Genomic DNA, 2,740 nt, shown 5'->3' on the forward strand with positions numbered 1-2,740 from the left:
ATACCCGACTGAGGCATTATTTAGCACGATTGCACCGGAAGACCTTGTGCTACTCCAAATCAGTTGAGATGTTGAAGTGTTCACTTCGGTTGCTGCTGCATTATTTGAAGTATCGGACAATTCCTCTCTCAGCTTAAATCATTACCTATTCAGCAACGCCCAGCTTGGCAAACCGACGGCAAACATCCTGGATGTGTTGATGCACCCCAAAAATCTCTTGAATCACCAGAACAATTGGAAAGTTCTTTCCAGTTGCAGGCTGCGCTCGATAGGCAGGTATTTCACCATCTTTGACTGGAATCTTTACCGCACCTGTGATTAATCCTGTAGTGTCGGTAGCGATAATACTCTCGGCGATCGGTTGCACTGCCAAAGTAAAACCTGTCGCTAGAGTTGTGGTGGCAATAAATTCACGACGTGTCATTGCTTTCATGCTCTTAAATCCAGTTAAGGTTCGACTTGTGGCCTAGAAGATTGGCCTGAAGGCTATTACGTTTATCCTACAGCTATTTTTAATTTGTTTGATAGCCTAACAATTAGTAAAACATCTAGTTTTTGTATCGAAAGTACTTGTATGTGCCGTAGGTCTATGTGATACTTCAAACTTATTCTACGGTAATTCGCTCGACAAACCGTATTATTTTGAGTACCAGTCTATGAGCACGATTGAACTTTATTTCGCCAAAGCCTCGACCTTTGCCCAACGTACCCGTGTCGTTCTACTCGAAAAGGGTATTGACTTCACCCCTATCGAAATTGATTTGCAGAACAAGCCAGAAGGATACACTCAAATTTCCCACTACGGCAAAGTTCCGGCGATCAAACATGACGATCTAACGCTCTACGAGTCTGCCATTATCAACGAATATCTGGATGAAGTATTTCCAGAACCACCCCTCCTGCCTCGTGATCCCGGAGCCAAAGCGATCGCCCGTATCTGGATTGACTATGCTAACACCCGCTTTGTACCTGCGTTTAGCAAGTTCCTGCGTGGCAAAGATGCACAGGAGCGAGAACAAGGACAGCGTGAGTTTCTAGAAGCATTTTTGTATCTAGAGCAAGAAGGGCTGAGTAAGTCTGAAGGACAGTATTGGTTGGGAGAAACATTTAGCTTGGTTGACATCAGCTTTTATCCTTGGTTTGAGCGTCTACCCTTGCTAGAACATTTCCGTGGCTTTAATCTCCCTGCTGAAACCCCACGTTTGCAGGAGTGGTGGAATGTGGTGCGCGATCGCCCCTCGATTCAAGCAGTTGCCAACCCCACAGAGTTCTACTTAGAGCGTTTTGCCAAAATCCTAGGTGAACCTGCTCCGGTGGGTGCAGCTCAAAAGTAGAGTTTTGCTAATTTTTGCTTTTGGATAGATGAAGATCTACGGCGATCGGCTCATCTACTCGGCAACCATCCACAATACTCCTTCCTGGTCAGTCACGCACCAAACCCTGGACCTAAAATGATCGTGACTGTAGAGATCTGGCAAACTGATGAAACTGCTCTTACCAACTGAATTCGCCCCTGATTTAGAACCTGAGCTGTCTCAACTCGATCCCGATCTGCAAGTCGCTTGGGTCGATATTAACGGCAAGTTTGAGGGTGACCCGAGTGACGCTGAGGTATATCTCAACTGGTTCTACCTCAAACCTGATTTGCTCCATCAGGTATTAGCAGCAGCACCCCAGATCCGCTGGCATCAAACGCCGAGTGCGGGTGTCAATCATATCCTCACTCCCACCTATTTAGAGCGTGATATCACGCTCACCAATGGAGCGGGCACGTTTGCAATTCCGATCGCTGAATTCGTCCTGACCTATATTCTATTCCACGCCAAAACAATCCCTCAATTGTTGGAATTGCAAGCCAGCCATACCTGGAAGCGGAGTATTCAACTCCCTCTCCAGGAAGTGTGGGGTAAAACACTGTTAATTCTTGGGGCGGGCAGTATTGGGCAAGAAATTGCGAAGCGGGCCAGTGCTTTTGGCATGCATGTTTGGGGGTCTCGGCGTCACCCACAACCCACGCCAGGGTTTGAGCGCATTGTGGGCGCAGATGAATGGCGATCGCTACTACCAGAAGCTGATTATGTCGTCTTAGCCACACCTCTGACCCCTGAAACTCGCAATCTGATTGATGCCACTGCCTTACAGGCCATGCGTCCTAGCGCCTACTTAATCAATATTGCCCGAGGGGCAGTGGTAGACGAAGCGGCATTAATCACGGCCCTCAAAGAAGGCTGGATTGCGGGAGCTGGACTAGATACGTTTCATACAGAACCTTTACCGCATGAGAGTCCTTTCTGGTCTTTACCTAATGTCTTTGTCACCCCTCATTGCTCTGGCTTTTCAGCTCGGATTGCAGAACGCACGATCGCGCTGTTTCTGGATAACCTGACCCGCTACCAATCGGGACAACCGCTCCGCAATGTAGTGGATAAAACCGCAGGTTATTAGGACAAGTCATCGCTATGATTTTGGAAGTTGCAATTCTAGATGTTAAGCCTGAACTGATTGGTGAGTTTGAGACAGCGTTCAAAATAGCTTCGCCGATCATTGCTTCCATGCCAGGGTATCTTTCTCATGAACTTCAACGTTGTATAGAAACCCCAAATCGCTACATCCTGTTAGTCCGTTGGCTCACATCTTGCACCAAGGCTTGAAAGGTGAGAAGAAGGGGCGTGAAACCAATACTCTGCAAGAACAATGGATATTCTTGCCCACGCCCAAGAGCTAATCTACCACTTGCTCG

4 protein-coding genes and 1 pseudogene are annotated in these 2,740 nt (G+C 47.5%); 4 read left to right on the forward strand and 1 reads right to left on the reverse strand.

Annotated elements, in window-relative coordinates; genetic code table 11:
* Positions 1-137, forward strand: a pseudogene (locus tag H6F68_RS08990) (IS1 family transposase); the annotation flags it as partial.
* 8 nt (positions 138-145) lie between these two features.
* On the opposite strand, the gene H6F68_RS08995 reads toward H6F68_RS08990, so the two are convergent.
* Complete coding sequence (locus H6F68_RS08995; RefSeq protein ID WP_242065421.1) at positions 146-424, reverse strand: dienelactone hydrolase family protein; 279 nt, start codon at positions 422-424, stop codon at positions 146-148.
* A gap of 232 nt (positions 425-656) precedes the next feature.
* Here H6F68_RS08995 and H6F68_RS09000 point away from each other — a divergent pair, with 232 nt between their 5' ends.
* The 3 genes from H6F68_RS09000 (at position 657) to H6F68_RS09010 (ending at position 2,651) form a co-directional block, all read left to right on the forward strand.
* The gene (locus H6F68_RS09000; protein WP_190558292.1) at positions 657-1,334 is read left to right on the forward strand and encodes a glutathione S-transferase family protein; all 678 of its coding nucleotides are present in this window, start codon (positions 657-659) and stop codon (positions 1,332-1,334) included.
* Positions 1,335-1,482: 148 nt separating this feature from the next.
* Positions 1,483-2,445 carry a D-2-hydroxyacid dehydrogenase gene (locus tag H6F68_RS09005; RefSeq protein WP_190558294.1) on the forward strand — a complete coding sequence of 321 codons (963 nt, stop codon included), beginning with the start codon at positions 1,483-1,485 and terminating at the stop codon, positions 2,443-2,445.
* A 14-nt stretch (positions 2,446-2,459) separates the two neighbouring features.
* Complete coding sequence (locus H6F68_RS09010) at positions 2,460-2,651, forward strand: antibiotic biosynthesis monooxygenase (protein WP_190558296.1); 192 nt, start codon at positions 2,460-2,462, stop codon at positions 2,649-2,651.
* The last annotated feature ends 89 nt before the right edge of the window (positions 2,652-2,740 follow it).

The organism is Trichocoleus sp. FACHB-262 (genome assembly GCF_014696035.1).
Lineage (GTDB): Bacteria > Cyanobacteriota > Cyanobacteriia > FACHB-46 > FACHB-46 > Trichocoleus.